General features: G+C 42.5%; 8 protein-coding genes and 1 pseudogene. 5 read left to right on the top strand and 4 right to left on the bottom strand.

Annotated features, from left to right (window positions below):
- The 3 genes from A3735_RS17425 to A3735_RS17415 form a co-directional block, all read left to right on the top strand.
- The coding region (locus A3735_RS17425; protein WP_068638352.1) for a sterol desaturase family protein at positions 1 to 750 on the top strand (750 nt) is incomplete at its 5' end.
- A 64-nt stretch (positions 751 to 814) separates the two neighbouring features.
- Complete coding sequence (locus A3735_RS17420; protein ID WP_068553365.1) at positions 815 to 1,690, top strand: endonuclease/exonuclease/phosphatase family protein; 876 nt, start codon at positions 815 to 817, stop codon at positions 1,688 to 1,690.
- A gap of 117 nt (positions 1,691 to 1,807) precedes the next feature.
- A complete protein-coding gene (locus A3735_RS17415) occupies positions 1,808 to 2,026 on the top strand; it encodes a hypothetical protein (RefSeq protein ID WP_068508004.1) in 219 nt (72 codons plus the stop codon).
- A 38-nt stretch (positions 2,027 to 2,064) separates the two neighbouring features.
- Here A3735_RS17415 and A3735_RS17410 read toward each other — a convergent pair whose 3' ends face one another.
- From A3735_RS17410 to A3735_RS17400, 3 genes are all read right to left on the bottom strand, one after another.
- Positions 2,065 to 2,448, bottom strand: coding sequence for an MmcQ/YjbR family DNA-binding protein (locus tag A3735_RS17410; RefSeq protein WP_068508006.1), 384 nt, complete (start codon positions 2,446 to 2,448; stop codon positions 2,065 to 2,067).
- Positions 2,449 to 2,463: 15 nt separating this feature from the next.
- The gene (locus A3735_RS17405) at positions 2,464 to 3,198 is read right to left on the bottom strand and encodes a DUF3108 domain-containing protein (RefSeq protein WP_068634336.1); all 735 of its coding nucleotides are present in this window, start codon (positions 3,196 to 3,198) and stop codon (positions 2,464 to 2,466) included.
- 96 nt (positions 3,199 to 3,294) lie between these two features.
- Positions 3,295 to 4,059: a YciK family oxidoreductase gene (locus A3735_RS17400; protein WP_068510315.1), complete on the bottom strand. Its 765-nt coding sequence runs from the start codon at positions 4,057 to 4,059 to the stop codon at positions 3,295 to 3,297.
- 242 nt (positions 4,060 to 4,301) lie between these two features.
- Between A3735_RS17400 and A3735_RS17395 the strand changes: the two genes are divergently transcribed.
- Positions 4,302 to 4,727 (top strand): SRPBCC family protein, encoded by a 426-nt coding sequence (locus A3735_RS17395; RefSeq protein ID WP_068510313.1) that lies wholly within the window; start codon positions 4,302 to 4,304, stop codon positions 4,725 to 4,727.
- 64 nt (positions 4,728 to 4,791) lie between these two features.
- On the opposite strand, the gene A3735_RS17390 is transcribed toward A3735_RS17395, so the two are convergent.
- Complete coding sequence (locus A3735_RS17390) at positions 4,792 to 5,541, bottom strand: phosphoadenylyl-sulfate reductase (RefSeq protein ID WP_082880493.1); 750 nt, start codon at positions 5,539 to 5,541, stop codon at positions 4,792 to 4,794.
- Positions 5,542 to 5,711: 170 nt separating this feature from the next.
- On the opposite strand from A3735_RS17390, the pseudogene thrH reads away from it, so the two are divergent.
- A pseudogene (gene thrH, locus A3735_RS17385) lies at positions 5,712 to 5,849 on the top strand (bifunctional phosphoserine phosphatase/homoserine phosphotransferase ThrH); the annotation flags it as partial.

Genomic DNA, 5,849 nt, shown 5'->3' with positions numbered 1-5,849 from the left:
TATAAAATATTCGATGGGATTGCTATTGCCCTGTTTATTCAGGCATTTTATGAGTTTGTTGCTCAATACGGGTTTCAGTATAAAATTGAAGATGGTTTGTTGAGTTACCTATTCCTATTTATCGCATGCGATTTTTTCTTTTATATCTACCACTACGGTATGCATAAAATACGTTGGTTATGGTCAATACATGTAACGCACCATTCGTCTAAAATTATGAATTTTTCTACCGCTTTGCGCCAAAACTTTTTAATGGATGTTAATTTTGGCTGGATGATCTGGTGGTTGCCACTAGCAATCATTGGCTTCGACAAAGATCTTGCTTTAATTGCGATTGAATTAAGCCTGTCTTATCAATTCTTCCTTCATACCGAGCTTATTGGAAGGTTGGGAGTATTTGAAAAGGTTTTCAATACACCTTCGCACCACAGGGTTCATCATGGCTGCAAACCGGAGCAGATCGATACAAACTTTGGTGGCGTGTTAATAATCTGGGATCGCTTGTTTGGAACCTTCGTAGATGAGCGTGATGCGGGTAAGGTTGTTTACGGACTAACTGAGCGACAACCGACAACCCTGAATCCAATTCGCTTGAACCTGGATGAATTTATCCAGATGTTTAAAGATGTTATTCAATATAGGGACCTCAAGATATTCTATAAGTCTCCTGCTTATGTAAATAAGTATCAGTCGTCTAATTTGCATGACGAACCGCGCGATCAAACAATATCCGCTACAAATGTTCCGTAACCTTGTCGTAACGGTCTATAGGTTCTTGCTATGATGGAGGCTCGCAGAAAAGAGTGAAACCCTAATGGTAATTCGATCTATGATTATGGGGGTCTGTATATTGTGTTGTACAGGCTTAAACGCAGAGCTTCGCGTAATGACTTTAAATACCGAATGGCTATGGACCCCTTATGACGGTAAAGCTGACGGTAGTAAAGTGACGATACGAGACATGTCAAAGAAGGATTACCTAACTGAGCTGGCATTCTATGCGAAGCTTGTTAGAGAGCATAGGATAGATATTCTAGCGGTGTCAGAAATTGAAAATAAGTACGTTGCGATCGATTTGGCAAACCGTTTTGGCAAAGACTGGAAAGCGTATTTTACACAGGGAAGGGATACGGCAACGGGCCAAGATGTTGCCTTAATCAGCCGTTTGGAACCAGTCAAAGGTAGTTTAACAAACTACGGCTTCCCTTGCGGAAAAACCAATGGTGTCAAAAAGAAAAAGTGTCTGAGTAAGGTTGTCGGTGCACGCTTCTACTTAGATAATGCTTCCGGGGAGCAAGTCGCAGTTATAAGCTCTCATTTTCTATCGAAGCGAAATGATAGCAAGAGCAAGCGCTTAAAGCGTGAAAGCCAGGCATTGGCGCTGTCGAAAGCCGTTGAACGCGAAGCAAACGATTTTTCCTCGACTAAAGTCGCGAAGGTTATTGCTTTAGGGGATTTTAACGATACAGCGAACTCTACAGTGTTGAAGTTGTTACGAGCTAAAGGCTCCTTATTATCAGCCAGTAGTTGCAGAATGCAAGACAGTATAGAATCTCACTCAAAACCCAAGCACCGCAAGAAGTCTCTAGTTGACCATATTTTGTATCGTGGGTTGACCTGTCTTGATGATTACGCGGTGTCCACCGGCAGCTACTCAGATCATCCAGCGATTGTTGCTATTTTACGTTAACGCCAATTGCTAAGCTTGCAAGCGTTCAAATTGCTTAACTACTTAAATCTTTTGTTTGCGCAAGTATTATCTGCGATTATTATTCGGAGATAGAATTGTTTTAAGAGGGAGTGGTAAATGGTGCTGTTCTGGCCAATTCAGCAAGAGCTTGATTGCATAAGTAATAGCGGTCAAATTCTGGGTAAAATAAAATTTGACGGAGATAAAGAAGAGTACAGATTTTATCCCAATAATGAGTCGCTTGCCTTATCAGGCGCCGAGCAAACCATGATTAATGAGCGAATATCGGGTCTCGAGTCGGGGAAGTATATAATTCCTATGCAGGATGATGATTAATTTGCTGGCTGGTAAGAATACAGACTAGCCTGTCTTCGCTAATCTTTGTACAAAGCTTCTTTTCCATAACTCAGTTCCAAGGCTTGGCGTTCGGCTTTTCTCAGCTTTTTTACGACAAGTTTGTAGGAGTGGTCGATCATTCGTTCAATTTCACCGACAGGGATGCTTCCGTCAAGAATTACGGTATTCCAGTGGAGTTTGTTCATGTGGTAACCGGGCTTTACGGCTTCAAAAAGGTCGCGTAGCTCGTTTGCTTGATCTGGGTCGCACTTTAGGTTCATTTGGGCAATGTTGTCATTAACGCCAAGCGTAGCAAACATCTTAGCCTTAATTTTCGGAACCATAACATCTGGGCCAAAAGGGTAGTCTTCTCTGGCTTCAGGTTTTGATAGTAAGTACTGTTTTGCTGTCTCGTAGTTCATACGCTTCGCCCTTGGCTATTTAAATGTAACTTCTGTGCCGTTAACGTTAGCTGTCTCTAGATGTATTTCATACTCTTCTCCATCTTTCTCGATCTGTGTCATCTTGAGAAGAAGCATAGGGTATTTCTCTGAAACCCATAGGTAGGTCTGGCGTTTGCTGTCATCTGCGCGAACCTTTTTTACGACCAGCGCTTTGGCCTCACCAAGCTTTGTAGTAATTAATTCTTCACCGGTTTTTACGAACGTGCTGGGTCTAAGTTTTTTCTTATGTGCTATTTGGAAATCCAGACGAGGAGAGGGACTGTCTAGCTCTCGTAGAAGTTGCAACTGATAGCTAAGGCGGTCGTAGGTGTTACTGGGTATACCCGTAATTTCCCAGTCTGCGCCTTTGCTACGACCATTAACCATATCTGCCTGCCAGTCGAAATGGACCTTAGCTTTTCTATCTCGGCCAAACATGGGGCTAAGTCTATAGTTGTAGCCTTGTGGTAAAAGGCGGCCATCTTCGAAAGTAAACTGGGTGCTTTCGTTTATATCGGCTACAAAAGAGCGGACATTAAAACTATAGTGCCAGCGGTTTTCATCCATTTTCTTCAGATGTCTAGCAGCCTTGCCTTTGATTTTGATTCCTTTTTTTATATTAGCGCTATAGGTGGCGCTATGAGGAACCAATTCAAAGGAATGTGTGCTAAAGCTAATGCAGGATAGGCTGCTTAGTAGTAACAAGCTGGAAAGAAAGAACTTCATCATTATCTCTTACTTATATTGTTGCTGTTACTTTAGCTTAGCATTCGGTTCTAAAGGCGAGGTGGCCAATAGATTACCAAGAATTATAGGCCTTTTATGTTATTCGTTCGGTCTTGCGTTGGATTGAGCATCAAAGGCTTGGCCCGTTACTTTTTCGCTGTCTTTACCCATTAGATAGAGGTAAACAGGCATGATCTGTTCAGGGCTAGGGTTATTATGCGGGTTTTCTGCAGGGTATGCATCGGCTCGCATATTGGTGCGCGTGGCGCCAGGGTTAATGCTATTCACTTTAATAGTTTTATCTGTCCCATTTAGCTCATCAGCAAGTACTTGCATTAAACCTTCGTTTGCAAATTTGCTGACAGAGTATGCACCCCAAAATGCGCGCCCCTTTCTGCCAACACTAGAAGAGGTGAAAATAATAGAAGCATCTTCGGAGTTTCTAAGTAGTGGTAGCAGCGTCTTTGTCAGCATAAAAGGAGCGTTAACGTTTACCTGCATCATTTTGTTCCAAACAGGTACTTCGTATTGCTCAATACTAGTAAGAGACCCAAGCTGCGCCGCGTTGTGTAAGATGCCATCGATATGAGTGAATTCTGCTTCGATCGAGTTAGCAACGTCGATATAGTCTTTCTCGACAGCGCCTTCCAAGTTCATTGGAATTATTGCCGGCTTTGGGTAGCCTTTGGATTCAATCTCGTCATATACTTTTTCTAGCTTTGAAACGGTTCGCCCCAATAAAATTACAGTTGCTCCATGCTTGGCAAAGCTAAGTGCTGCGGTCTTGCCGATTCCATCACCCGCTCCGGTAACTAAGATGACTTTGGATTGTAGTAGGTCTTTCGGGGCTTGGTAGTCAAACATAGGGGTCTCATATTTACGGTTATATTGGAGGGCGTCGTCATTTCATGATGCCGCTTGCTAATTCTAGTAAAACCAAAGCGGCTTAGCTACAAGATTTCACGCCTATACTGTCTTTAGCGCTTAATTTCTTAAGTAGTAGCTTTTCGCTTTAAAGCCCGGAATATTTATATATAATGACTGGGGGTCACGGCTGTTTTGTCGTGCCGCTATCCATTATTAAATCGCCAAAAGGTAAGTGATGCATGTCTGTTAATACAATAAAAATGAAGCAAATTTTCAATGCGCCAGTCAGTGAGGTATTTGCCACACTTAGTGATCATAATACTTTCGGTAAGATTTGTGGTATCAATATGTCTAGAGTTGTTGATGGTGCTGATGGTGCTAACGGCTTGGGTTCGGTTAGAGAGATCAAGATCGGGATTTTACCGGGCTTTGAAGAAACGATTACTGAGTTTAAACCAGATGAGTTTATTCAATACAAAATCACTAAAGGAAGCCCCATTAAGAACCATGTAGGAGAGCTTAGATTTAGTGAGGAAGGCGGCGCTACAACGCTAGACTACACGATAGAGCTTGAGTCTAAGATTCCACTGACTACCAGTATTATTTCGAAAGGCCTGGAGCAGGGGATCTCTAAAGGCTTGCAGAAGTATGCGCAATCGTTATAGAGAGCAAGGCTCCTTTTAGTTAAACAAGGCCGCGAATTAGCGGCCTTGTTGTATCGACGACGGCTTATTTACTTTCGGTAATGTGCAAGCCGCATTCTTTTTGAGTCGCTTCCTCCCACCACCAGCGACCTTCACGCTCATGCTGGGTAGGCAATACTGCTTTAGTGCAGGGCTCACAACCAATACTGGTAAAGCCTTTTTCGTGCAGTTCGTTGTAAGGCACTTCAGAAAGCCTAATGTAGTCCCAAACTTCTTTAGAGCTCCAATTCGCAAGCGGGTTGAATTTGATTAACTTACGCTCGTCGCTTGAGTTGCCATGATCAATCTCAATAACAGCAACTTCAGAGCGAGTGCTTGGGCTTTGATCTTTACGTTGGCCGGAAACCCACGCATTCAAGGTACCAAGCTTTCTTTTCAAAGGCTCTACTTTACGAATGCCACAGCATTCTTTATGCCCGTCTTCAAAAAAACTGAATAGCCCTTTTTGCTTAACAAAAGCCTCTAGTCGCTCAGCATTGGGGGTCATTAATTCAATGTCGATGTTATAGTGTTGGCGAACCTTTTCAATAAAGCGGTAAGTTTCTGGATGTAATCGGCCTGTATCTAGCGAGAAAACCTGAAGGTCGTCAGTTAGTCGATGAGAAAGCTCAATCAAGGCAACATCTTCTGCGCCGCTGAAAGAAATTGCAATGTTATCGAAGGTGTTCACCGCAAATTTTAGAATTTCGCGAGGTGATTTACTTGAAAGCTCATCATTTAGCTGCTGAACGGCTTCATCGGTAATTGTGGCGGGGTCGTTAAAGTCAATCGACATTATTTGGTCTCTGTATATGCTTTGTTTTAATACTAATGTGGTATTAGCAATATGAGCTCGATTCTAACGAAGATTTTACATTATGCAAGGCGCTAGCTTTTAGTTAGAATAGCGCTTCGAATTTTCACTATCGAAAGATATTAACCTTTATTATAAAGACGGAGTGCGTCGTGGAATTAGTTTGTCTTGATTTAGAAGGGGTATTGATCCCTGAAATATGGATAGCATTTGCTGAAAAGACCGGAATAGAAGAGCTTAAGGCGACCACTCGTGATATACCAGATTATGACGTATTGATGACTCAGCGC

The organism is Oleiphilus sp. HI0061 (genome assembly GCF_001635675.1).
This window is presented reverse-complemented; position numbering and strand designations above follow the sequence as displayed.